The sequence below is a fragment of the Halorussus gelatinilyticus genome, from assembly GCF_023238445.1.
In the GTDB taxonomy this organism is placed as follows: domain Archaea; phylum Halobacteriota; class Halobacteria; order Halobacteriales; family Haladaptataceae; genus Halorussus; species Halorussus gelatinilyticus.
The window spans coordinates 2,190,059-2,211,803 of record NZ_CP096658.1 but is presented as its reverse complement, the minus strand read 5'-3'; the positions used below and the strand labels follow the sequence as shown (position 1 = coordinate 2,211,803).

At 65.4% G+C, this 21,745-nt stretch carries 21 protein-coding genes; 14 read left to right on the top strand and 7 right to left on the bottom strand.

Annotated features, from left to right (window positions below):
• Positions 1-4: 4 nt before the first annotated feature.
• The 3 genes from M0R88_RS11330 (at position 5) to M0R88_RS11320 (ending at position 1,803) form a co-directional block, all read left to right on the top strand.
• The gene (locus M0R88_RS11330) at positions 5-511 is read left to right on the top strand and encodes a hypothetical protein (RefSeq protein WP_248653620.1); all 507 of its coding nucleotides are present in this window, start codon (positions 5-7) and stop codon (positions 509-511) included.
• Positions 512-551: 40 nt separating this feature from the next.
• Positions 552-1,115 carry a hypothetical protein gene (locus M0R88_RS11325; RefSeq protein WP_248653619.1) on the top strand — a complete coding sequence of 188 codons (564 nt, stop codon included), beginning with the start codon at positions 552-554 and terminating at the stop codon, positions 1,113-1,115.
• Between the two features lie 118 nt (positions 1,116-1,233).
• The gene (locus M0R88_RS11320) at positions 1,234-1,803 is read left to right on the top strand and encodes a putative phosphothreonine lyase domain-containing protein (RefSeq protein ID WP_248653618.1); all 570 of its coding nucleotides are present in this window, start codon (positions 1,234-1,236) and stop codon (positions 1,801-1,803) included.
• Between the two features lie 18 nt (positions 1,804-1,821).
• Here M0R88_RS11320 and M0R88_RS11315 read toward each other — a convergent pair whose 3' ends face one another.
• The 3 genes from M0R88_RS11315 to M0R88_RS11305 all read right to left on the bottom strand — a co-directional run bounded on the left by M0R88_RS11315 (position 1,822) and on the right by M0R88_RS11305 (position 5,039).
• Positions 1,822-2,790, bottom strand: coding sequence for a nucleotidyltransferase family protein (locus M0R88_RS11315; RefSeq protein ID WP_248653617.1), 969 nt, complete (start codon positions 2,788-2,790; stop codon positions 1,822-1,824).
• Positions 2,791-2,946: 156 nt separating this feature from the next.
• A complete protein-coding gene (locus tag M0R88_RS11310) occupies positions 2,947-3,309 on the bottom strand; it encodes a DUF7344 domain-containing protein (RefSeq protein WP_248653616.1) in 363 nt (120 codons plus the stop codon).
• 101 nt (positions 3,310-3,410) lie between these two features.
• Entirely contained in the window at positions 3,411-5,039 is a 1,629-nt protein-coding gene (locus M0R88_RS11305) for a bacterio-opsin activator domain-containing protein (RefSeq protein WP_248653615.1), read from the bottom strand.
• 89 nt (positions 5,040-5,128) lie between these two features.
• Between M0R88_RS11305 and M0R88_RS11300 the strand changes: the two genes are divergently transcribed.
• Positions 5,129-5,422: a transcriptional regulator gene (locus tag M0R88_RS11300; RefSeq protein ID WP_248653614.1), complete on the top strand. Its 294-nt coding sequence runs from the start codon at positions 5,129-5,131 to the stop codon at positions 5,420-5,422.
• A gap of 276 nt (positions 5,423-5,698) precedes the next feature.
• Here the strand turns inward: M0R88_RS11300 and M0R88_RS11295 are convergent, their stop codons facing one another.
• Positions 5,699-6,112, bottom strand: a complete 414-nt coding sequence (locus M0R88_RS11295) for a Rieske (2Fe-2S) protein (protein WP_248653613.1) — start codon at positions 6,110-6,112, stop codon at positions 5,699-5,701.
• 88 nt (positions 6,113-6,200) lie between these two features.
• On the opposite strand from M0R88_RS11295, the gene M0R88_RS11290 reads away from it, so the two are divergent.
• Positions 6,201-7,589, top strand: a complete 1,389-nt coding sequence (locus M0R88_RS11290) for a UDP-N-acetyl glucosamine 2-epimerase (RefSeq protein WP_248653612.1) — start codon at positions 6,201-6,203, stop codon at positions 7,587-7,589.
• A gap of 37 nt (positions 7,590-7,626) precedes the next feature.
• Here the strand turns inward: M0R88_RS11290 and M0R88_RS11285 are convergent, their stop codons facing one another.
• Entirely contained in the window at positions 7,627-8,523 is an 897-nt protein-coding gene (locus M0R88_RS11285; protein WP_248653611.1) for an aminotransferase class IV, read from the bottom strand.
• 108 nt (positions 8,524-8,631) lie between these two features.
• Here M0R88_RS11285 and M0R88_RS11280 point away from each other — a divergent pair, with 108 nt between their 5' ends.
• Positions 8,632-9,147, top strand: coding sequence for a CinA family protein (locus M0R88_RS11280; protein WP_248653610.1), 516 nt, complete (start codon positions 8,632-8,634; stop codon positions 9,145-9,147).
• Between the two features lie 479 nt (positions 9,148-9,626).
• Complete coding sequence (locus M0R88_RS11275; protein ID WP_248653609.1) at positions 9,627-10,109, top strand: metal-dependent hydrolase; 483 nt, start codon at positions 9,627-9,629, stop codon at positions 10,107-10,109.
• Between the two features lie 23 nt (positions 10,110-10,132).
• Here M0R88_RS11275 and M0R88_RS11270 read toward each other — a convergent pair whose 3' ends face one another.
• A complete protein-coding gene (locus M0R88_RS11270) occupies positions 10,133-10,861 on the bottom strand; it encodes a PHP-associated domain-containing protein (RefSeq protein WP_438267210.1) in 729 nt (242 codons plus the stop codon).
• A 135-nt stretch (positions 10,862-10,996) separates the two neighbouring features.
• Here M0R88_RS11270 and M0R88_RS11265 point away from each other — a divergent pair, with 135 nt between their 5' ends.
• From M0R88_RS11265 to M0R88_RS11250, 4 genes are all read left to right on the top strand, one after another.
• Positions 10,997-12,652: a long-chain fatty acid--CoA ligase gene (locus M0R88_RS11265; protein ID WP_248653607.1), complete on the top strand. Its 1,656-nt coding sequence runs from the start codon at positions 10,997-10,999 to the stop codon at positions 12,650-12,652.
• A 169-nt stretch (positions 12,653-12,821) separates the two neighbouring features.
• Entirely contained in the window at positions 12,822-13,976 is a 1,155-nt protein-coding gene (locus M0R88_RS11260; RefSeq protein ID WP_248653606.1) for an acyl-CoA dehydrogenase family protein, read from the top strand.
• A gap of 99 nt (positions 13,977-14,075) precedes the next feature.
• A complete protein-coding gene (locus M0R88_RS11255) occupies positions 14,076-15,197 on the top strand; it encodes an aminotransferase class V-fold PLP-dependent enzyme (RefSeq protein ID WP_248653605.1) in 1,122 nt (373 codons plus the stop codon).
• A 107-nt stretch (positions 15,198-15,304) separates the two neighbouring features.
• Positions 15,305-16,207, top strand: a complete 903-nt coding sequence (locus M0R88_RS11250) for a halocarboxylic acid dehydrogenase DehI family protein (RefSeq protein WP_248653604.1) — start codon at positions 15,305-15,307, stop codon at positions 16,205-16,207.
• Positions 16,208-16,248: 41 nt separating this feature from the next.
• Here M0R88_RS11250 and M0R88_RS11245 read toward each other — a convergent pair whose 3' ends face one another.
• Positions 16,249-17,931: an acyl-CoA mutase large subunit family protein gene (locus M0R88_RS11245; protein ID WP_248653603.1), complete on the bottom strand. Its 1,683-nt coding sequence runs from the start codon at positions 17,929-17,931 to the stop codon at positions 16,249-16,251.
• A 292-nt stretch (positions 17,932-18,223) separates the two neighbouring features.
• On the opposite strand from M0R88_RS11245, the gene M0R88_RS11240 reads away from it, so the two are divergent.
• The 3 genes from M0R88_RS11240 to M0R88_RS11230 are packed head-to-tail and all read left to right on the top strand — an operon-like array spanning position 18,224 to position 21,739.
• On the top strand, positions 18,224-19,702 hold the full coding sequence (locus M0R88_RS11240; RefSeq protein WP_248653602.1) for an extracellular solute-binding protein: 1,479 nt from the start codon (positions 18,224-18,226) through the stop codon (positions 19,700-19,702).
• Between the two features lie 10 nt (positions 19,703-19,712).
• Positions 19,713-20,744 (top strand): carbohydrate ABC transporter permease, encoded by a 1,032-nt coding sequence (locus tag M0R88_RS11235; protein ID WP_248653601.1) that lies wholly within the window; start codon positions 19,713-19,715, stop codon positions 20,742-20,744.
• Complete coding sequence (locus M0R88_RS11230; protein ID WP_248653600.1) at positions 20,744-21,739, top strand: carbohydrate ABC transporter permease; 996 nt, start codon at positions 20,744-20,746, stop codon at positions 21,737-21,739. Before M0R88_RS11235 ends, M0R88_RS11230 begins: the two co-directional genes overlap by 1 nt.
• The last annotated feature ends 6 nt before the right edge of the window (positions 21,740-21,745 follow it).

The following is a 21,745-nucleotide window of genomic DNA, read 5'->3' as shown; positions in this document are numbered from 1 at the left end:
TTCGATGGACTCCGACCAGCGACCGGACGCGCCGGCCGACTGCCGCGAGTTCGTTCCCGTCCTCGCCTCGAACCTCCTGCCGCTCGGCGGCGTCCTCGTCCTCGACTGGGAGGTCGCGTCGGCGGTCTCCCCGACCGTGCTGTTGGCCGCCTCGGGCATCGTCCTCTCGCAACTCGTCGAGATACGCCGCGAGTTCTTCGAGAAGCGCCGGTACGAGGAACTGTCGGTCCACATGGTGCTGGAAATCCCGATTCGAATCATCGTGTTCGTGAGCGCCGTGGTACTGCTCCTGCACGTGTTCGGCGTCCTCCTGCTCCTCGCCATACGCGAGGCCTTCGGCCCGGCGGTGTTCGACACGGTGTTGACCGGGGGAGTCATCGCGTTCTGCTACGCGCTCGTCGTCGTCGCCGCGATGCTCGCCGTCGAGTGGTCCCGGTTCTGGGCGCACCGCGAACCGGACCCCGGCGGACTCGCCGACTGGTTCACGCCCGAGGACCCGCGAGAGGAATAGCCACAACCCTTCTGACCGTGGGTCGCCTTCGACCTCACCCATGACCATTCGAGACCGTCTCCGCGACGACCCCGAACCGGTCTCCCCCGAGCAGGTGATGCGCTACTGGCTCGACCAGGAAATCGAAGACGAGGAGGGCGACCCGGACCCCGACGCGCTCGACACCGAACCTGCGCTCCGCGAGGAACTCTTCGAGCGCAAGCCCATCGCCGAGCGCGTGTTCACACCCGAACCGGCCGACTGGTACCGAGCCGACCTCTCGGAGGCGGCGCTGCGGGACCTCCGGGTCGTCGTCGGCGAACCCGAGCAGGGGTGGCGCGGACTCGCCGACGACAATCGCGTCGAGAGTATCGCCGAGCGAATCCGCGATGCCGACGACGTAGCGGCGCTGGAGTCCGAGACGAGCAAGGACCTCGAAGAGGTGGTGGAACTCGCCGACGACATCGAGGACGGAGGACCCGAGAGCCGACTCGTCGTCCTCGAAGAGGGCGACGACCCGGCCTACGTCGCAGACGGAAACCACCGCACGGTGGCCCACGTCCTCTATCTCCTGCGTGGCGGCGAGTTCGAGGGACAAGAGGTGTATCTGGGCGTTCGGGAGTAGTCCGAGAGACGAAGGAGGCGAGACGTGACGAAACGCCGTAAGACCCGGCGAGAGAGTCGTTCGAGTTTACTTTCGGTCCGCGGCCAAGGTTGACGATGGACCCGTTTCTGGTTGTGGTATGACGCTCGACAAGTCCCCGACCGACATCACCGACGAAGAGACCTACTGGCTCCGGAGTCAGGCCGTCAGCGACTCGCCGAACGTCGCCGGTGACGGCTACTTCGAGCGCCACGACGTACCGTTTCCGGAGGAGACGACCGCCGAGAACCTGCCGCCCGCGGAAGACGTCGCGGTCGGTTCCGACGAGGCGGTCCGGGAACTCGACCGGGAGGCGCTTGACGAAGCGAAGTTCATCGGCAAGTGGCAACTCACTGGGTCGGCCGAGCGAATCGAGGAACTGTGGCCGGAACTCGTCGCGGATGCGGCCGACGAGGTTCTCTGGGCCGCGAAGGCGATGACCGGGTTCGGCTACGAGAACCTGCCGATGTACGACGAGTACATGATAACCGTCTACACGCCCAACTACTTCGCCAAACGCGACGTGGACCGAGTTCGAGACCACCTCCGCGAGGAGTACGGCGTGACGAAGGAACTGCTCTACAAACCGGACCTCTACACGGCGAAGGGAATCGTCCCCGACAACGTCGAGGAGTTCGGCCTGTCGATGGCGGCGCGGTACTGCGAGTAAACCGAGGGAAAGAGCGTTCTACTCCCCGTTCAGAATCTGTGTGTGCGCGCCGATGAGCGCGCCCGCCAAATCCATGTTCTCGACGCGGGTCTTCTCGTCGATGATGGAGTCGCGGATGTCGCAGTCCCGAATCGTCGCGTTCGGGAAGACGATGGAGTTGTTGACGCTCGAATTGACGACCTCCGCGCGCGGCATGACGTGGACGTTGTCGCCGAGCGTCGTGTTCTCGACCGTCGCGGAGTCGGCAATCTGGTTCTCGCCGTCGAGTTTCCAGCCGACCGCCTCCAGATAGCTCTCGGGCGTCCCGATGTCGAACCACGCCTCGTCGAAGGTGTAGGCGTACACCGAATCGCGCTGTTGGAGCCACTGCACGAACCAGCCCGGTTCGTCGGGGTTGTTGCCGCTTTCGAGGTACTCCTCCAGCAGCGGGATGGTCTCGGCGGTGAAGGCGTAGCAGGCGATGGAGACCAGCGTGCTCTTGGGGTCGTCGGGCTTCTCTTGGAAGTCCACGACCTCGTCGCCGTCGAGTTCGACCAGTCCGTAGGACTTGGCCCGCTCGCGCGACCCGACGTCGTAGGCCGCGAGCGTCGGCGAATCCTTCTCTTGGAAGAAGTCCACGAAGTCGCTGACGCCGAAACTGATGAGGTTGTCGCCCGCGATGACGAGGGTGTCCTCGGTGATGTCCTCGCGGTCGAACAGTTGGGCGAGCGCGCCGACGACGCCGAACTTCTCGTCCTCCTCGGTCGTGTCCTCGACCGTGAGGCGCGGCTTGTCGAACTCGCTTTCCGCGAGGTGGTCCCGGAAGTCCTCGGCGAACCGCTCGTTGGTAGAGACGTACACCTCGTCGATGCGGTCGTCGGCTTCCAGTTCTGCGAATATCTGGTCGATGACCGTCGAGTCACCGACCGGCAGGAACATCTTGGGGCGGTGCTTCGTAATCGGCCAGAGTCGCGTCGCGTACCCGCCCGCAAGAACGACGGCTTTCATACGACGAGCGTCGGCCCCGCGCGGTAAGTCCTTTTTCATTTCCGCGATTGGTCGCCGCTGGCGTCGGGAACGGTCGGTCCCGACAGGCGGAACGCGGTCTTGGCAGGCGGAACCCGGGTTCGGTCGTCCGACGGCAAACGGCGGTGGTAGAATCAGTTACGAGTGGTCCGACCCCGACTCGTAGGCGCGGGCCATCTCGACCCACTCGCCGACGGCCGGGCCGCCTCGGTATCGGACCGTCTCGCTTCGCGGGTCGTACTCCACGAGGTTCGCGTCCTCCAACTTCGGCAGATGAGTGTGATGGAGCTTCACTGCGACTCGCTTGTGGTCGTCGTTCGATACCGCGACTGACTCGTCGGCGACGTGTTCGACGAGGTCAGAAAACGCCGCAACGTCGTCGGCGTTGTCGTCGAAGTAGCCGAGGAGCCGACGACGGTTCCCGTCCGCGAGGACTTCGAAAAGTTCGTCCAAGTCCGCGACTACTGTTTGCTGGTCGGAAACGGACGGGTTCCCGTCCATCGTTGCCCCCTCTCCTCCCGTCGATGCGTGTTCGTTACTCATGTTGCGGCGCGCCGACGAATACTTTCTACCCGACCACAAAGAACAGTGGACCTAAACAGCTAGGGTCGGTCGCCGTTTCGGTCGAAGAACGCGCCGAGGAGTTCGCGCTGCGCCTTCCGGATGTGCTGGTGGAACGTCGGCGATGAGACGCCGAGCGCTTCGGCCACGTCCTCGGCGGTGCTGTCGCGGGGCCACTCGTAGTAGCCCGCGAAGTAGGAGGCCCGGAGCGCGGTCCGCTGTGCGTCGGTGAGTCGCTGGTCGAAGTCCCGCCGGAACTCGCGGGCCGACTGGAAGTCCCGTTCGGTCTCGCGCTTGGCGACGAGTTCGGCGCCGGGGTACTTCGCCCGGACGCGCTCGACCACGCTCCGAACGTCGGCGTCCGAGGGGAGTTCCGCGACGACGGTCGCCTCGCCGCCTTCGCTGGTCGCGTCTTTGGTCTTCGCGCCGAACTCCGAGAGGGTCAGCACGACCGACGACCCCGTGACCGTGAACTCGAACAGCGCCTCGTCGCCGTGGTCGCTGACGAGGCGGACGTTCTCGATGGCGTCCCAGTCCTCGGCGAACTCGAAGACGGCCTCGGAGTCCACGCCGGAAACCGCGTCGTAGAACAGGAGGCTCCCGTCGGGACCCGCGGCCATGCCTTCGAGTCGGAGGGTACAGCCCAACTGCTCGGAGGCGGCGACGTAGAAGGAGTCGCTGTCGGTGAGTCGGAAGGTGAGTTCGACCACCGTGTCCGACAGCGCGAGTCGTCGGTGTTTGACCGCGCCGATGGCGAAACCGATGACGTCGCCCAACACGTCGAAGGCGTCCACCTCGCGCTGGCTGAACGCCGACCTGCGTTCGGTTCCGACGCCGAGCAGACCGTAGGTCGTGTCGCCGTACCGAATCGGGACGATGATGCCCGAGTAGTAGCCGAGGTCGAGCAGGCCTCGCTGCATCTCCGGCGGGAGCGTCTCGTCGTTTTCCACGTCGTCGATGACCTGCGGTTCGCCCTCGTGGTAGGCGATGGCCGCGGGTTCGCCGCTCCCCTCGCTCGCGTCGATTATCTCGACGAGCGAGCGAATCTCGTCGTTCAGTCCCGCGCCGACGACGTCGGCCATCTTCTCGTTGGCGGGGTCGGGTTCGCCGACCCACGCCGTCTGGTAGAGTTCGGTCTCCACGAGCCGGTCACAGACCGCCTGTGCTATCTCCTCGCGGCCGGGTTCGCCGATGAGCGCCCGGATTATCCCCTGAGAGACCTCGTTGATGCGGTCGAGGGTCGCCAACTCGTCGCGCTGGTCTTCGAGCGTGCGCTCGCGGACCGTCCGCTCGGTCACGTCCCGGCAGATGGAGACGGTCCCGGCGAGGTCGCCCTCGCGGTCGTAGTACGGTGAACACGTCGTCTCGAAGACGCGCTCGCCGTCGTCCATCGGAAGCGACTCCTCGAAGGTTGCGGTCTCCTCGCCGTCGAGGACGGTGCGTTCGTGGTCCCGAAGTTCCGCGGCGGTCTCCTCGCCGAAGAGTTCGCGGTCGGTCTTGCCGATCAGGTCGTCGGCGTCGCGACCGAGGAACTCCGCCGCGGCCTCGTTGGCGAACCGGTACCGCCCCTCGACGTCCTTGACGAGGATGGCGTCGGTACTGCTCTCGACGATAGCCTCCAGTTGCCGAGTGTACTCGGGGAGCGGCGTTCGTGTGTCAGGTTCACTCATGCGGCAGTCCGCAGGAAATTAGTCACCCCGAGTACATAAAGCCACCCCCGCGGGAAAGGGTTATATTCGACCAGCGGCGACGCAACTGCATGCGTGAGGCCGACGAGACCACCCGCGAGCGAATCGCCGCCCACCTCCGCGAGACGGCCGCCTCGCCGAGCGCGCTGGCCGTCGAGTTCGACGTGACCGCGAGCGCCGCCATCGACCACGTCCGCCACGTCGCGCAGTCGCTGTCGGCCGGCGACGACGAGCAACTGCTTGTCGCGCCCCCGGAGTGTCGGGAGTGCGGTTTCAGCGACTTCGACGACCCGGCTAACCGCCCGTCGCGGTGCCCCGACTGCAAGAACGAGGCCATCGAGGAACCCGAATTCAGAATCGGGTGAAGAGGTTACAGTTACGGCGCTGGCGCGGTTTGCGGCGCTGTTGTGGTTTGCGGCGCTGTTGTGGTTTGCGGCGCTGTTGTGGTTTGCGGCGCTGGCGCGGTTTGGGTGCCGTGAGTACCGGCGTTCCGACCGTAAGCGAGAAACCGAAGTGACCGCAGTGTCACCGGGAACCGAGTCACCGACTGCTCGTCAGAGCTTCGCTCTGACGGCGATTTTCGTAAAAGTTTGTCAGGGAGAAACCGCGGTTTCGCCGCGATTTCTCCAGCAACAAAAGTTTCAATCGAAACCCAAGGAGCGGTTCGAGGACAGGTCGTACTCCTTGGTGGAGCCGAGTTCCACGAACTCGTAGTCGTCGTCGGTGAGATAGACCGTGCCGTTCTCGACGGCCACCGCGACCTCTTCGAGGACCGCGCCCTCGCAGGGACCGTAGGTGCAACAGCCCGAATCTGCCTCGAAGAGCGCGCCGTGCTTGCCACAAACAAGTTCGCCGTCGCGCTTGGTCGCGCCGCTCCCCCTGTCGAGTCGCACGTCGGTCCAGTGCTGGCAGTAGTTCTCGAATGCAGTCACCTCGCCCTCGCTGTTTCTCGTCAGGATAGCCTCGCGCTCGTCCAAGCCGTCCCGGACAGTGAACAGGAGCGTCGAGTCGGCGGGGACCTCGGTCACGTCCGAAATCGCGCTGTCCTCGTCCATCGACTCGCCGGTAGTCGGTCGGTACTCAAGAACGCTTCCGTTCGGAGATGAGAAGCTACTAACCGGGGTCGTCTGAACGTCTGACACGATGAGCGAACCGACGGAGATGGAGATACACGACGACCGCCTCGCCACCCAGATGGAGCGGGGCGACTACGCTCTGGCTGTCGTGACCGCCACCAAACCGGACTTCTACAAGCAAGCGCCGCTGGTCCCCGCGGCCGACGAGCGCGACCTGCCGTGTTTCGTCCTGCACACGGGCCAGCACTACGACGACTTGCTGGGTCACGGTCTCGCGGAGTACGGCATCGAGGAGCGCGTCGCCGTGGACCTCGGGATTCGCGGCGACCTCTCGGAGAAGACCGCGCAGGTCATGACCCGGATAAAGCGATTCGCGGAGGTGCTGGACGACCGCTATCCCGACACGACCGTCCTGCCGATAGTCCACGGCGACACGCTGGCGGCGGGGGTCGTCCCGCAGGCGTGGCTGTTCGCCACGAACCAGCGCGTCGCCCACAACGAGGCGGGACTCCGCGGGATGGCACCCGTTTCGCTCGACGCGGACGCCGACCCCGCGACCGTCGTCGCCCGGCAGTGGGACGGCGAGTGGGAGCGCAACCGCGCCGAACCGTTCCCCGAGCAGTACGACACGTTCGTCGGGTCGGCGGCCTCGCTCTACCACTTCGCGCCGACCGAACTCAACCGCGACCACCTCCGCGACGAGGGGTACCCCGAGTCGGTCGCGGGCCGCGAGCGAATTCCGGTCGTCGGCAACTCCGTAGTGGACGCCATCGAGATGAAGAAAGACGCCGACGTAGACGAGAGCGTCTTCGACGTGTACCCCGTACTGGAGGAGCGCGACGACTGGATTCGGGTGGACGTACACAGGCGGGCGAACCTCCTGCCCGAGCGCTTCGAGAGTATCGTGGACGCGGTGGTCGGTCTCGTGGAGGACGGCCACAACGTCAACTTCGTGGAACTGAACGCGACCGAGGTCGCACTCCGGGAGTACGGTCTCCGCGAGAAACTCCTCGAACTCGCCGACGGGAACGACAACTTCCTGTTCACCGGCCTCTGGAAGAAGCACGCCCACGTCTACGAGTTCCTCGAATCCGGTCAGTGTTTCGCCGAGGTGACCGACTCCGGGAGCATGCAAGAGGAGTTGAACCACATCGACGAGGCGCTGTGTTTCACCCTGCGGTTCAACACCGACCGACCCGAGACGGTCTTCGACGCGAACACCAACCTGCTCGTCCCGCCGATTTCGGGGCGCTTCGTACGCGAGATGGTCGAACACGTCTACGAGGACGACGAGACCCGCCGACGGATGGCCGCGGGACCGAACCTCTACGGAAACGACGTGGCCGACCGAATCGTGGAGTTCCTCGCCGAGCGCCGCGACGAACACCCCTTCGAGTGGGCACACGAGCGAGAGGGCTACGGGACCGACGCCGGCCGCGAGTTCGACTACCTCTGACCCGGCCCGGCACGTCTCGTCCCGCCCCGGTACTTCCTCACTCGTAGTGTTCGCTCTCGACTCGCGCGTCGAAGGCGTCGGTGAGTCGCTCGGTGACGGGTCCCGCGCCGAGTTCGGCGGAATCGTCTCCCGACTCGCCGTCCGTCCCTTCGACCGCCGCGAGCGGCCGAAGCTCCCACGTCGAGTTCGTCAGGAACGCCTCGTCCGCGCTCCGGAGGTCGGCCGGGTCGTAGGTGCCTTCTTCGACGGGAATCCCCTTCGACTCGGCGAGTTCGAGGACGACTCGGCGCGTCACGCCCGGCAGAATCGGCCCGTCGAGGCTCGGCGTGTGCAGGACGCCGTCGCGCACGAAGAACAGGTTACTGGTCGCGCCCTCCGCAAGGTTGCCGTCCGAGTCGAGCACGACCGCTTCGTCAACCTCGTCGCCGAGTTCGAGTCGCGCGAGAATCCCGTTCAGGTAGTTGTGAGTCTTGGCGTGGGCCGGGAGCGCGGCGTCGGGAATCCGGCGGGTCTCGACCACCGCGGCGGTCGCCGGGCCGTCCCAGACCGGTTCCTTGCCCCGGTCCGGTCGCCCGCCGCGCGGGAGGTCGGCGACGTAGACGACCACGGTGGGGTCCTCGACCGGGCCGGGCGAGAGTTTGCCGGGTTGGACGCCCCGCGAGACGGAGAGTTTGACGTAGGCGTCGTCGAGGTCGTTCGCCCGGAGCGTCTCGCGGATTCGGTCCCGCAACTCGTCGTCCGAGAGACCGTGGTCGAGCGCGAGCGCGTCGCAGGTCCGGCGGAGTCGGTCGGCGTGGGCCCGCCACTCGAAGACCTCGCCGCCGTAGACTCGAACGGTCTCGAACGCGGCGTCACCGTACATGAATCCGCGGTTCCGGACGCTGACAGTGGCCTCCTCGACGGGCACCAACTCGCCGTCCACGTGGTACTGCATGTGCGTCTCGTCGGTGCTCGGCGTCGAGAAACCTTCGGAAACGCGCTCTCGGGCCGGACGCTCGCGTCTCCCGCTGCCTTCTTTCGAGTGGGCGCCCTCGGTTCCCGTATGAGCGAGGAGGCCGACCAGCCACCAGTCGAGGAGCGCATCGGAGACGCCCTGCGCGAGCGCGACCAGACCGTCGCCGTCGCCGAGTCCTGCACGGGCGGACTCGTCGGGTCGATGCTGACCGACGTGCCGGGGTCGAGCGACTACTTCGACCGCGGGTTCGTGACCTACTCCTACGACGCCAAGTTGCAGGACCTCGGCGTCGCCCGCGAAGAACTGGACGAGCACGGCGCGGTCAGCGAACCGGTCGCGCGCCAGATGGCCCGCGGGGTCCGCGACGCCGCCGGAACGACGTGGGGCGTGGCGACCACCGGCATCGCCGGACCGACCGGCGGGAGCGACGAGAAACCGGTCGGCACGGTGTTCGTGGGCGTGGCCTACGCCGGCGACTGGGGCACGCAGGAGTCCTACAGCGCGGTCTCGCGCTACGAGTTCGACGGCGACAGGGCGGCGATTAAAGCCCAAATCGCTCGGCAGGCGCTTCTCGACGTGCTGGGTGAAGTGGAATCCGAGTAGTTGGTACGTTCTGTGTTTCAATCGAGGCGAGTAGGAATCGAGAGAGACGAGGGACTGGAACGTTGTAGAAAGCCCCCGCGCGCTCGCCACCGGAAGACGTTCCTGCTCACTCCGTTGTCTCCGGAAATCTTCGATTTCCGGGATGACGAGAGCGTTGCTCTCGAACCACGCAGGCGTGCGTCTTCCGAGGTGTTGCGAATCGAAGATTCGCCACAGCCCGAAAATCTCCGATTCTCGAGGATCTCGTTCGCTTCGCTCGCGTGACCGCGACCGCGCGGCCCCTTTCAGTCCACCCAGACGAGTTCTGTGTTTCGCCGAGCGTTCGCTGGTGGTCTGCGTCACCGAGCGTCTGCTGGTGGTTGGCGTCGCAGAGCGTTCGCCGTGGGTCGGTCGAGTCGAGCGCAAGACGGGCGTCAGACACTCGACGGAAACGTTTGAGTCACCGCCAGCGAACAGTCGGACGTGACCGAGGACAAGCCATGAACAAGGAGGGACACGTTCTGAACGCCGTGCTGTTGAGTATCGGGTTGGGGTACGTCTTCTATCCCGCGGGCGACGTGCCGACGTTCCGGGCCATCGCCGAGATGTCCGTGCCGATAATCCTCGGGGCGCTGTTCCCGGACGTGGACACCGCGTTCGGCAAGCACCGCAAGACGCTCCACAACCTGCCCGTGCTGGCGATAATCTACGGCTACACGGTGTTCTTCAACAACCTCCACTTCGTCTGGATAGGCGTGGCGACTCACTACGTGCTGGACGTGGTGGGGAGCAAGCGCGGCATCGCGCTGTTCTACCCCTACACGAAGGAGTACGGCCTGCCGGTCGGCGTCGCGGTCTCCAGCGAGCGCGCCGGCATCGTCACGGTCGCCATCTCGGTTCTGGAGGTCGCGCTCGTCGCCGCAGTCGTCCACCTGCAACTTCCGATTCAGGACCTCTCGGCGACCGTGAGCGGGTTGGTGTAGCGACCGACGACGGTCGGGGGAGTTTAGTAGACGCCCTCGAAGCGGTCGTCGTAGGCGATGTGGTCGGGGTGGGTCGGTTCCGTCCCCGAGAGGAAGAGGCGGTCTATCTTCTCGTAGGAGTTCTCCCAGCCGAGGTGGGCGAACTCCGCGGCACAGCGGAGTTCGTGGCGCCACCCCGATCGGCGGACGATTCTGCGCGGAACGCCCTCTTTGAGCGCGGCGACCAGTTCGCCCGCCGAGTCGAGCGCCCGGTCGAACTCGGTCCACGCCTCGCCGACGGAGGTCCGGAGGTGAGCGTACGACGAGGTGAACGACGGGAGGTCGAACTCGGCCGCGATTTCGCGGGCGCGCTGGTTGTGGTGCGGCCAGTGTTTCGGGTTGTAGGTCTCGACCGCGTCGATGCGGTCGGCGTAGGCCGCGAGGTCCTCGCGCGAGACGCTGACGTTGAGGAATTCGGGGTGAGGCGCGAGGACGGCGGCGTCCTGCCGGTCGAACTCGTCGAGCGCGGCGTCGAGAGGTATGAAGTCGGGCACCAGGTCGTCGAGGCCGAGCGCCAGCAGGTGCTTGCGGTTCTGCCACGTCCCGGTGAACACCTCGCGGGCGGGGACGACGAGCAGGTCGTCGTCGGAGTACCGGGCGGCCGCCTCGCGGACGCTCGGCAGGCGCTCGAAGTGGGGCGCGTAGACCAGCGCGTCCAGTCCGCGGGCCTTCGCTCGTTCGACGACTCGCTGGTCCAGCACCTTGACGTGCATATCGACGCGGAACGACTCGCCCTCTGTCACGACTATCTGTTGGTTGCTACACCCTGCGGTTAACGATTCTGATTTCCGAGACTTTGGTTGAGATATTGTAACAAGCCATAAGGTATCGAAGTACGGACGAGGTGTATGGGCGGAACTGACCCCACGCTTCGACCGTTTCTCTGGCGCGCGGCCAAGATGTACCCGGACACCGAAATCGTCTCTCGGACCGGACGAGGAATCGAGCGATACGACTACGCCGAGTTCGAGGACCGGACCGGCAAGTTAGCGAACGCGCTCGACTCGGCGGGCGTCGCGTCGGGCGACCGGGTAGCGACGTTCTGTTGGAACCACCACCGCCACTTCGAGACGTACTTCGGCGTACCCAACTCCGGCGCGCAACTGCACACCATCAACCCGCTCCTTCCCGACCATCACATCGAGTACATCGTGGAGAACGCGGACGACCGGCTCATCTTCGTGGACCCCTCTCTGGTGGAGAAGTTAGAGGGTCCCGCCGACTCCGAGGCCTTCGAGGCCGTCGAGCAGTTCGTCGTGATGGGCGAGGAGGTGCCTGACACGTCGCTCGAACCGATTACGGACTACGAGTCGTTCGTCGGTGACGAATCCACGGAGTACGACTGGCCGGACCTCTCGGCCGACACGAAGGCCGGGATGTGCTACACCTCCGGGACGACCGGCAAGCCGAAGGGCGTCGAGTACACCCAGCAGATGCTCTGGTCGCACACGATGGCGACGCTGACGCCTCAAGGTCTCGAATTCGACGAGTCGGACGTCATCATGCCGGTCGTGCCGATGTTCCACGTCAACGCGTGGGGGATGCCCTACTCCGCGACCGCGGCGGGAGCCAAGCACGTCTACCCCGGCCCGGCACCCGAACCGGCGGACTTGGCGACGCTCATCGAGGAGGAGGGCGTCACGTTCACCGCGGGCGTACCCACGGTGTGGCTCGGTCTGCTGGAGTATCTGGACGAGAACGACGCCGACCTCTCGTCGCTGGAGACCATCGTCATCGGCGGGAGCGCCGCGCCCGAGGCGGTCATCCGGCGCTTCGACGAGGAGTACGACGTGGACGTGCTTCACGCGTGGGGCATGACCGAGACCGCTCCCATCGGGAGCGTCTCGCACCTCAAGGCCGGCATGGAGGACTGGGACGCCGACGCTCGCTACGAGAAGCGCGGCAAGCAGGGCCTCATCGTGCCCGGCTTGGAGTTCAAGGTCGTGGAGGACGACGGCAACGAGGTGCCGTGGAACGGCGAGGACTTCGGCGAACTCTACATCCGGGGTCCGTGGGTGACCCAATCGTACTTCGAGCGCCCGGAAGCCAACGAGGAGGAGTTCGAGGACGGGTGGCTCAAGACCGGCGACGTGGTGACGGTCGATACGGACGGCTACATCAAAATCGTGGACCGAGCGAAGGACGTCATCAAGAGCGGCGGGGAGTGGATCTCCTCGCTCGAACTCGAAAACGCGCTGATGGCCCACGACGACGTGTCCGAGGCGACGGTCATCGGCGTGCCCCACGAGCGCTGGCAGGAGCGCCCCGTCGCCTTCGTCGTCCCCGTCGAAGGGGCCGACGAGGAAGCCCTGCGCGAGGAAATCTTGGCCGACATCGAGGCCGAGTACCCGCGCTGGTGGACGCCCGACGAACTCGTCTTCATCGACGAGGTGCCCAAGACCGCGACCGGGAAGTTCGACAAGAAGGTTCTGCGCGAGGAGTACAGCGACGAATCGCTGGTCGAGGGCCGCGTGCCCGAGGAAGCCGCGCCGGACGAGGAGTAAGGGAGACGAGGCGGCGAGACGCGACGCGTCTCGCCTGAAGCTAGCTTCCTGCCGACTCTCCGGTTGCACCGAGGAGTGAGTCTGCGATTTCTCGCTACTCCGCCGGTTCTGTGAAACCGTACCACCCGACAGCCCCGAAATATAACCCCGTACAGTCCTTGCACTCCGTATGGAACTCCTCGCAGACGACATCGTTCCGGAGTACGCCCGCGACGTCAAGCACGAAGCCCGAGAGTTCGCCGAGGAGTACATCGCACCCAACGCCGAGGAGTACTTCCGCGAGGCGACGTACCCCGAGGACATCCTCGAAGCCGGACAGGACGCCGGACTCGTCGCGCAAGACCTCGGCGAGGACTTGGGCGGCCGCGGCTTCGACGTGGTGCAGATGCTCGCCGTCGCCGAGGAGTGGTTCCGCGCGGACGCCGGCATCGCGCTCACGCTCCAACTCGCCAGTTTCGGCGCGGAAATCGTGGAGGCCCACGGGACCGACGACCAGAAAGAGGAGTACCTGCGCCCGGTCGCCGAGGGCGACCAGATAACCGGCCTCGCCGTCTCGGAACCCGACACGGGGAGCGACCTGTCGGGGATGCAGACGACGGCGGAGAAGGACGAGGAGACCGGCGAGTGGGTGCTGAACGGCGAGAAGTACTGGATCGGAAACGGCGTCGAGGGCGACTGGCTGACCGTCTACGCCCGGACCGGCGACGACGAGGACAACCGCTACGGCAACCACTCGCTGTTCATCGTGCCCACGGACACCGAGGGGTACGACGCCGAACACATCCCCGAGAAGATGGGGATGCGCGCGAGCAAGCAGGCCCACATCGTCTTCGACGACTGCCGGATTCCCGACGAGAATCTGGTGGGCTACGAGGGCGCCGGCTTCATGCTCCTCGCGGAGTTCTTCAACCACGGCCGGACGGTCGTGGCCGGGCACGGCCTCGGTCTCGCCGCGGCCGCCATCGAGGAGGCGTGGGAGTTCGTCCACGGCCGCGAGGAGTTCGGACGCACCATCGCGGACTTTCAGGCGGTCCAGCACGGCCTCGCCGACATGCGCATGGAGTTCGAGTCGGCCCGCGCGCTGACCTACCGCGCCGCCGAGAAGGTCCGCGACGGCGACGACGCGGGACTGTGGGCCGCGATGGCGAAGACGAAGGCGACCGAGGTCGCGACCGACTGCGCCGAGCAGGGGATGCAGTTCCACGGCGGGCGCTCGATTCTGACCGACCGGCGCATCGCGCGGGTCTACCGCGACGTTCGCATCCCGGTGGTCTACGAAGGGGCCAACGAGATTCAGCGGAATCTCATTTATAGGCAGTCCTGAGACAGATATATCGCCTCTAGAAGTTTTTATAGCAATCTTTTCCAAATGTAGAGTTGGTTATCGGCAGCGCTTATCCGACTGTCCGCCGTGGGAGAAGCCGTGACTCCGACCGAACTCAGGGCCGCGATGCCCGCGCTCGACCGCACGACGTACATGAACACTGGGGCCGCGGGACCGAGTCCGACCAACGTGGTCGAAGCCGTCGAGTCCTGCGTCGAGCGCCACGAGTACGACGCGCCCGCCGCGGAAGGGATGTACCCCGCCGCGTTCGACGTGTTCGACGAGACGCGAGAGACGATAGCCGACCACTTCGACGTGGGGAGCGAGGAGATCGCGCTCACCCAGAGCACGACCGACGGCATCAACCGCGTCGCGGCCGCCCTCGACTGGGACCCCGGCGACACCGTGGTCCGGACCGACCTCGAACACTCGTCGGGCATCCTGCCGTGGAAGCGCCTGAAGCGTCGGGGCGTCGAGGTCGAAGTGGTCGGGAGCGAGGCCGGACGCCTCGATATGGACCAGATGAAATCCGCCGTGCGCGACGCGAAGCTCGTCTGCCTGAGTTCGCTGACGTGGAGCCACGGCACGCGCCTGCCGGTCTCGAAGGTCGTGGAACTGGCCCACGACGCCGACGCGCTCGTCCTCGTGGACGCCGTGCAGTGCCCCGGTCAGATGCCCATCGACCTCCGGGAGTGGGGTGCCGATTTCGTCGCGGGCGCGGGCCACAAGTGGTTGCTCGGCCCCTTCGGCGCGGGGTTCGTTCACGTCGCTCCGGGCGCAGAGACCCGCCTCGACCCGGCCCACATCGGCTACCGGAGCGTCGAGGACCCCAACGCCGAGGAGTACGCCTACGAACCCGGCGCGCACCGACTGGAGGTCGGGACGGTCTCGCCCGCGCCGTACGCGGGCCTGTCGGAAGCTATCGAGACCATCGAGAGCGTGGGGTACGAGACGATTCAGCGCCGCGTCGAAGACCTGACCGACCGGCTCAAAGAAGGTATCGCGGACTCCGAGACCGCACGCCTGCTCAGTCCCCGCGAGTACGAGTCGGGACTGGTGACCTTCGCCGTCGAGGACCCCGACTCCGAGGCGTTCGTCGAGGAGTTGGCGGAGGACGGAATCCGGATTCGGTCGCTCCCCTTCCCGGAGAACGCGGTTCGGGCGTCGGTTCACGTCTTCAACACCGAGGACGACGTGGACGAACTGGTCGCGTGGCTCTGACATCGGCCCGTTCGACCTGACCGGGCGAGTCCGGGATAAGCCGAGTTTCGGATGACGGAGAGGACCCGCGCGAAAAGACTAATTGGCGGCCCAGTCGCACCCTCTGCATGGACACCGACAAGCAACTGTACGAACACGAGGCCGAGGGGTGGCGACGCGGCGTCTACGAGGACGTGACGGCGACGTTCCGCGCCCCGGTCGTCAATTGGATTTTCCGAACGCTGATGGCCAACGACCCCGATTTCACCCGGTACCTCTGGGGGCAGGTCAAACCTGCGTTCGAGACGCGAGCCTTCGGTCGGTACTCGGTGGTGTACCGCGACGCGGTCCTCTCGGCGATAGAGGAGTCCACCAGCCACGCGGACGGTGACGGCCCGGAGGTTACCCGTTACCGCCGCGCCGACCTTGACCTGCGACCCGCCGAGTTTCGGGAACTTCGCGGGCAGGTGGCGACGTTCGACGTGGTCGCCCCGCGCCTCGCCGCCCTGTTCGAGATAGTCGACCGGTCGTTACAGGACGGGTCGGTCGGGTCAGCCCCGGTCGACGACTCGGCGGCGACCGAGCCGATGCCCTCGTGGCTCGACCGTGGCCGCGGCCGCTCGCCGACGATGGTGGACGCACCCCCGGACGAGTTGGACGACACCGTCGAGCGAATCCGGACGTTCCACGGACTGGACGACAATCTGCCGAGCATCTACCGGTGTCTCGCGCAGTGGCCCCCGTACCTCCGGACCGCGTGGGACGACCTCGAACCGACGCTGGAGTCGGCGGCGTTCGACCGGGCCTGCGAGCGGTCGAGCGACGAGACCGCGGCGTTCGTCGATTCGCTCGCGTACCCGCCCCGGCTCTCGCCGGACGACCTCCGGGCGAGAGGGATGGACGACGAGGCGGTGAGCGAGCTGCGGGAACTGTTCGAGACGTTCAACCGCGGTCCGATAGAGACTGTCCTCCCCGCGCTCCCGGTCTACGCATTGACGCTCGGCGCGGCGGGTCGGCGAGAGACGGGCTGAGAGGAGTCAGAAAGTCGGTCGAAAGGTGTCCGCGAACCGGCTCACACCGCCGCGCCGGGCTGGTACTCCCCGAACACGTCGCGCATCACGCCGCAGATTTCGCCGACGGTCGCGTAGGCCTTCACCGCGTCCACGATGTAGGGCATCACGTTGTCGTCGCCCTCGGCGGCCTCCCGGAGCGCGTCGAGTTTCGCCTCGACTTCCTCGTCGTCGCGGTCGTCCTTGACATCGTTCAGGCGGTCTATCTGGCGCTGTTCGTCCTCCTCGGTCACTTCCTGAATATCGACCTCGGGTTCCTCGTCCACCTCGAACTCGTTGACGCCGACGATGACGCGCTCTTTCTCCTCGATTTCGCGCTGGCGCTCGTAGGCCACGTCCTGAATCTGGCGCTGGACCCACTGGTCCTCGATGGCCTGCAGCATGCCGCCCTTCTCGTCTACGGTGTCGAGGATGTCGAAGGCCTCCTCCTCGACGCCGTCGGTCAGGCTCTCGACGTAGTAGCTCCCCGCCAGCGGGTCGATGGTGTCGGCCGCGCCCGACTCGTGGGCCAGAATCTGCTGGGTTCGCAGCGCGGTCCGGACGCTCTCCTCGGTCGGGAGCGCGAGCGCCTCGTCCTTCCCGTTGGTGTGGAGGCTCTGGGTCCCGCCGAGGACCGCCGCGAGCGCCTGATACGCCACGCGGACGATGTTGTTGTCCACCTGCTGGGCGGTCAGGGTCGAACCGGCGGTCTGGGTGTGGAACTTGAGTTGCTTCGACTTGGGGTTCTCCGCGCCGAATCGCTCCTCCATAATCTGAGCCCACATCCGGCGGGCCGCGCGGAACTTCGCCACTTCCTCCAGAATGTTGTTGTGGGCGTTGAAGAAGAAGGAGAGCTGCGGCGCGAAGTCGTCCACGTCGAGTCCGGCGTCCATCGCGGCCTCGACGTACTCGATGCCGTTGCCGAGGGTGAACGCCAACTCTTGGGCCGCAGTCGCGCCCGCCTCGCGGACGTGATAGCCCGAGATGGAGATGGTGTTGAACTTCGGCGTCTCGTCCGCGCAGAACTCGAAGATGTCGGTGATGATGCGCATCGAGGGTTCCGGCGGGTAGATGTAGGTGTTGCGCGCGATGTACTCCTTGAGCAGGTCGTTCTGGATGGTCCCCCGAAGCTCCTCCCTATCGACGCCCTGCTTGTCGCCGACCGCGACGTACATCGCCAACAGGACCGAGGCGGGCGCGTTGATGGTCATCGACGTGGACACCTCGTCCAGCGGGATGCCGTCGAAGACGGTCTCCATGTCGTGTAGCGAGTCGATGGCGACGCCCGATTTACCGACCTCGCCCGCGGCCATGTCGGCGTCGGAGTCGTAACCCATCTGGGTCGGCAGGTCGAACGCCATCGAGAGGCCCGACGACCCGTTCTCGATGAGGTAGTGGAACCGGTCGTTGGTCTCCTCGGGCGTCCCGAACCCCGCGTACTGGCGCATCGTCCAGAGTCGCCCGCGGTGCATCGTGGAGTACGGGCCGCGGGTGTAGGGTTCCTCGCCGGGGAATCCCAAGTCCTCGTCGTAGTCCAAGTCGCCCACGTCGTTGGGGGTGTAGATGCGCTTTACCTCCTGCCCACCCGTGTCGGTGGTGAACTCCTCCTTGCGCTCGCCGAACCGCTCGACCGTGGGACCGACCGTCTCTTCGTCCCACTCCTCGCATGCCTCGCGTATCTCTTCGAGGTCGTCGGCGTCGAACATTGTGTAGATCGACGGTCGGGTCGGTCTTAACAATTGTCGGATTGGTCGCGGGTCGCGCGGCGAAGTCCCACGCGACGCGGCGTCCGCGAGATCGTGCGTCGTATGCGGTCCAAAGCGTCGTCAAACCCGATTATCGGAGTCGAACCTTCTCGGCTCGAATCTTTGTAAATTCCCTTTCGGTTCGAAGGGTTGTCTATTTGACGAATGTGTATAACGTGCGACTAATTGGGCTACAACACTTGTAGTAAAAACACCAAAATTATTTATAGGCTATGTTTGTCTAACTCTACCTATGGCGGACGACCAATCCGAGAAAGCAGTTAGTTCAGTTTCACGACGACGCTTCGTTCAAGCGGCCGGAGCGACCGGCACAGCCGCTAGCCTCGCCGGTTGTACCGGTGGTGGCGGCGGCGGTGGCGATTCGACCGCGACGACCACGTCGTCGGGCGACGGCGGTGGGAAGACGACGGTCCAGCTCGCGACGGACGCCGACCTGAAGGAAATCAAGTCGAAGTTCAACTCGTGGCTCCACGACGCCGGCCTCTCGAAGGACATCGAAGTCGAACCTATCGCCGGCTCAGACATAACGAACAAACGACAGAGCAAGTACACCCAGTGGCTCTCCTCGGGTCGCAAGAAGCCCTCGCTGCTGATGATGGACAACGGTTGGACGCTCCCGTTCATCGTGCGCGACCAACTGCTCAACCTGAGCGAGGAGATTCCGGACACGGCCAAGATGGTCGAAGACGAGTACTTCAACGCGAGCGTCGGTACCGCCAAGGGTCCGAACGACGACCTGTTCGCGGTCCCGATGTACCCCGACTTCCCGACGATGCAGTATCGGAAGGACCTCGTGCAGGACGCCGGATACGACACCTCCGGATGGGCTACCTCCTCGATGACGTGGGAGCGCTTCTCGAAGATTACCGCCGACGTGAAAAAACAGAGCGACGTGGACTACGGGTTCACGTTCCAGTTCAAGTCCTACGCGGGCCTGTCGTGCTGTACCTTCAACGAGTTCCTGTCGAGCTACGGCGGTACCTACTTCGGCGGTCTCGACAACCTGTTCGGGCCGGTCGGCGACCGACCCATCACGGTCGACGAGAAACCGGTCGTCGATTCGCTCCGCATGCTCCGGACCTTCGTCAACGGCGAGAGCGACAAACACGGTCTCGACGGCGTCACGGGTAACATCTCGCCGCAGGCCGTCCTCCAGTGGTCCGAGGAGCCGTCGCGCAAACCGTTCACGAACGGGAACGCGGTGATGCACCGTAACTGGCCGTACGCCGTCAACATCAGCGGCTCGGAGGACAATCTCGGGAAGGACCTCGGCGTCATGCCCATCCCGCACGGCGTCTCCCCGGAGAACGCCAAGTACGAGGGGACCGGCGGCACGACCGCCGCGCTCGGCGGGTGGCACACCGCGGTCAACCCGAACACGACGAAGAAGGAGGCCGCGCTGGAGGTCCTCAAGGCGATGACGAACAAGCAGGTCCAGTTCAACCTCCTCGAAGAGATCGGCTGGATGCCGCCGCGACCGTCGATGCTGGACTCGGACACCGCGAAGAACATCCCCGTGATGGGGCGGCACATGGAGACGTTCCGCCTCGCGGGCGAGAACGCGATTCCCCGGCCGGTGACGGTCGTGTGGCCACAGGAGCGCAGCAAAATCGCACAGTCGGCCAACGCCACCGTCGCCGGTCAGAAGGCCCCGAAGAAGGCCATGACGGGTCTGAAGAAGACGCTCAAGCAAATCGAGGACAGCGTCTAAGACACTCAGAATGGCCACCGAACAATCGAGCGACGACTTCGAACGCGAGAGTCGCCGGAGCGGCCCGTACGTTCGCGCCGTCCGCTGGATGGAGAATCTCGGCGACACGGCGTTCGCGTACCTGCTCCTGATTCCGGCGCTGCTCATCCTCGGCGTCATCGCGTTCTGGCCCCTCATCAGGACGTTCGAGCTGTCGCTCCACGCCGACCAACTCGTCGGGGCCGCCACCGTCGGCGAGTACGTCGGCCTGACGAACTACGTCGAGTTGCTCACCGGCCAGCGGTCGGCGCTGTTGGTGCGGCCCCTGCTCCCGACCGTGGTGTGGAACTCCCAGTTCCCGTTCCTCCACGGCATCCAGAACCCCTTCACGGCGGCGCTGACGGTGACGTTCATCTTCACCATCGTCAGCGTCCTGGTAGAGACGGTCATCGGGTTCGGACAGGCGCTGGTGCTGGACCAGGACTTCCGGGGCCGACGCTGGGTCCGGGTCGCCATCATCCTGCCGTGGGCGGTGCCCATCGTGATTCAGGGGATGATTTTCTTCCTGCTGTTCCAGCCCAACATCGGGTTCCTCGTGGACCCGCTCCAGAACCTGGGCATCTTCTCGGCGACGCCGTTGTCGAACAGCGTGGACTCGCTGCTCATCCTCGTGGTCGCGGACGTGTGGAAGACCTCTGCGTTCATGGCCCTGCTCATTCTGGCGGGCCTCCAGAGCATCGACCGCAACCTCTACGACGTGGCCCGCGTCACGGGCGCGACCAAGTGGCAGCAGTTCAAGATGATAACCTTGCCGCTGGTCCTGCCGACGGTGCTGGTCGCGATGCTGTTCCGCACCATCGGCGCGCTCCGGATATTCGGTCTCATCGAGACCGTGACGAGTTGTAGCACGGTGCCGTCGCTGTCGTGTCTGGTCGTCTCGGCGTTCAGTTCGCGCCAGTACGGGACCGCGGCCGCGATCGCGTTCATCACCGCGGGCATCATCGCCGTCGCGGTGTCGGTGTACATCGCCAAGTTCGCCGACGTTCAGGGAGGTGGTGCCTGATGGCTCAGCAGTCCGACACCGTCGGACTCGACGCCGACGGCGACACCTCGCAGGGACCGTTCTCGCGGTGGGCGTCCAAGGCCATCCAGAACCCCAAGCGCGTCTACCGGGCGATGTTCTACGTCGTGACGGCCTTCTTCCTGTTCACGACGCTGTTCCCGTTCTACTGGCTGTTGGTGCTGGCGGTGACGCCCAACGAGGCCATCACCAGCTTCGGCTTCCCGCCGGTGCCCCACGGGTTCAACCCCGAGGCGTTCATCACCATCTTCGAGACGGTGCCGTTGCACATCTACGTGCTGAACAGCTTCGTCCTCGGTCTCGCCACGACCGCCATCGTGCTGGTCGTCGCCAGCCTCACGGGCTACGTGTTCGGCCGACTCGAGTTCCCCGGACGGCGGCCCCTGATGCTGGTGATACTGGCGGTGTCGTACTTCCCGCCGGCGGCGTTCCTGTTGCCGCTGTTCCAGCTGTTCACCGGGAACGTCAGCATCGGGCTGTTCGGCGTCTCGGTGTCGAGCCCGAACCTGTACAACACGCCGGTCCCGATGGTGATGCCGTTCACGGCGCTGTTCATGCCGCTGTCCATCTTCATCCTGACGACGTTCTACGGCCAGATTCCGGACGGGCTGGAGGACGCCGCGCGCATCGAGGGAACGACGCGACTCGGCGCGCTGTTCCGAGTCATCATGCCCCTGTCGGCACCCGGCGTGGCGACGGCGGGCGTGCTGACGTTCATCTCGGTGTACAACGAGTTCTTCTTCTCGTTCCTGATGAACGACGGACAGGTAGCGTCCAAACTCGCCCAGTTCTTCGCGTCGCAGAACAACTGGGCACCGCTCGTACAGGGCATTCTGGCCTATCAGGGCCAGTACTCGCAGATGTACAACTTGATGGCGGCCGCGAGCATCGTCGGCGTGCTTCCGGTCGCGGTGCTGGTCGTCATCGCACAGGAGAAGATCGTGAGCGGACTGACCGCGGGAGCGCTCAAGGAGTGATTCCAC

What these genes read in the sequence shown, in the direction of transcription:
- M0R88_RS11315 (WP_248653617.1), bottom strand. Translation starts at nt 2,790, where the DNA reads ATGAAAGCCGTCGTTCTTGCGGGCGGGTACGCGACGCGACTCTGGCCG.
- M0R88_RS11270 (WP_438267210.1), bottom strand. Translation starts at nt 10,861, where the DNA reads ATGCACGTCAAGGTGCTGGACCAGCGAGTCGTCGAACGAGCGAAGGCC.
- M0R88_RS11265 (WP_248653607.1), top strand. Translation starts at nt 10,997, where the DNA reads ATGGGCGGAACTGACCCCACGCTTCGACCGTTTCTCTGGCGCGCGGCC.
- M0R88_RS11245 (WP_248653603.1), bottom strand. Translation starts at nt 17,931, where the DNA reads ATGTTCGACGCCGACGACCTCGAAGAGATACGCGAGGCATGCGAGGAG.
- M0R88_RS11330 (WP_248653620.1), top strand. Translation starts at nt 5, where the DNA reads ATGGACTCCGACCAGCGACCGGACGCGCCGGCCGACTGCCGCGAGTTC.
- M0R88_RS11230 (WP_248653600.1), top strand. Translation starts at nt 20,744, where the DNA reads ATGGCTCAGCAGTCCGACACCGTCGGACTCGACGCCGACGGCGACACC.
- M0R88_RS11320 (WP_248653618.1), top strand. Translation starts at nt 1,234, where the DNA reads ATGACGCTCGACAAGTCCCCGACCGACATCACCGACGAAGAGACCTAC.
- M0R88_RS11325 (WP_248653619.1), top strand. Translation starts at nt 552, where the DNA reads ATGACCATTCGAGACCGTCTCCGCGACGACCCCGAACCGGTCTCCCCC.
- M0R88_RS11250 (WP_248653604.1), top strand. Translation starts at nt 15,305, where the DNA reads ATGGACACCGACAAGCAACTGTACGAACACGAGGCCGAGGGGTGGCGA.
- M0R88_RS11275 (WP_248653609.1), top strand. Translation starts at nt 9,627, where the DNA reads ATGAACAAGGAGGGACACGTTCTGAACGCCGTGCTGTTGAGTATCGGG.
- M0R88_RS11280 (WP_248653610.1), top strand. Translation starts at nt 8,632, where the DNA reads ATGAGCGAGGAGGCCGACCAGCCACCAGTCGAGGAGCGCATCGGAGAC.
- M0R88_RS11285 (WP_248653611.1), bottom strand. Translation starts at nt 8,523, where the DNA reads ATGCAGTACCACGTGGACGGCGAGTTGGTGCCCGTCGAGGAGGCCACT.
- M0R88_RS11260 (WP_248653606.1), top strand. Translation starts at nt 12,822, where the DNA reads ATGGAACTCCTCGCAGACGACATCGTTCCGGAGTACGCCCGCGACGTC.
- M0R88_RS11295 (WP_248653613.1), bottom strand. Translation starts at nt 6,112, where the DNA reads ATGGACGAGGACAGCGCGATTTCGGACGTGACCGAGGTCCCCGCCGAC.
- M0R88_RS11235 (WP_248653601.1), top strand. Translation starts at nt 19,713, where the DNA reads ATGGCCACCGAACAATCGAGCGACGACTTCGAACGCGAGAGTCGCCGG.
- M0R88_RS11300 (WP_248653614.1), top strand. Translation starts at nt 5,129, where the DNA reads ATGCGTGAGGCCGACGAGACCACCCGCGAGCGAATCGCCGCCCACCTC.
- M0R88_RS11310 (WP_248653616.1), bottom strand. Translation starts at nt 3,309, where the DNA reads ATGGACGGGAACCCGTCCGTTTCCGACCAGCAAACAGTAGTCGCGGAC.
- M0R88_RS11290 (WP_248653612.1), top strand. Translation starts at nt 6,201, where the DNA reads ATGAGCGAACCGACGGAGATGGAGATACACGACGACCGCCTCGCCACC.
- M0R88_RS11240 (WP_248653602.1), top strand. Translation starts at nt 18,224, where the DNA reads ATGGCGGACGACCAATCCGAGAAAGCAGTTAGTTCAGTTTCACGACGA.
- M0R88_RS11305 (WP_248653615.1), bottom strand. Translation starts at nt 5,039, where the DNA reads ATGAGTGAACCTGACACACGAACGCCGCTCCCCGAGTACACTCGGCAA.